The following is a 775-nucleotide window of genomic DNA, read 5'->3' on the forward strand; positions in this document are numbered from 1 at the left end:
CAGGGCTCGCGGCCTTCGCCGGGCGCGGGGCAGTCGGCGGCGCGGATGTCCTCGCCCTGATGTCCGTAGCCTCCGCCGCATTGCCACACCTCGAAACTGCGCGACTCGCAGAAATTGTCGCGCCAGGGATAGGCGGTTGGACCTTCGCTCCTGTCGCGCTTGCCGTAGGACTGCGAGCGCACGAACGCAGGCGCCTTCTCGAGCGGGAATCGGATCTGCGCATAGGCCATCACGTCAGGATGGCCGCCCTGCTTGCGGTAGCCGGTGTTCGGGATGATGTCGCCGCTCGGCCGATAGCTGAAGTCCGGTGAACGCTCCGCCGGACGATCGAGGATGTTGGAGGCAATGTCCGTCAATGGCCGCATGCGCTGGCCGCCGGCGACACGCAGGGCCTTCAGGAAGCGCTCGGCAACGGGATAGGCTTCCTTGCAGGCGAGCCGCCGCGGCTTGGCGACGCTGTCGAGGCACTGGATCGACACGACGTAGGCGGCGCCGAAACGGCTGAATGCGTAGCGTACATAGCCTTCCCGGATGAACCTGCGCAGATCCGGATAGGTCGTCGCGAGCGGCTTGACAGGCTCGCCCTTGCCGCCGGCGGGATCGGCGATGTCGTAGACCAGCGCCGATCCCGTGATCTGCACCTCGACCGGCCTCGTGAACACCCGGCCCGGCATGCCGTCACCAGCGCCGGGCTCGAGCGAGAAGGTCGCGCTGTAGCCGGCGGGGCCGGCATCGAACAGGTCGACGGGATTGAAATCCGCCTGGTAGCGCGACA

1 pseudogene is annotated in these 775 nt (G+C 67.5%); it reads right to left on the reverse strand.

Annotated elements, in window-relative coordinates:
• Positions 1 to 775 (reverse strand): annotated as a pseudogene (locus MOV75_RS40350) (M23 family peptidase); the annotation flags it as partial.

The organism is Bradyrhizobium sp. PRIMUS42 (genome assembly GCF_023006515.1).
Taxonomy (GTDB): Bacteria; Pseudomonadota; Alphaproteobacteria; order Rhizobiales; family Xanthobacteraceae; genus Bradyrhizobium.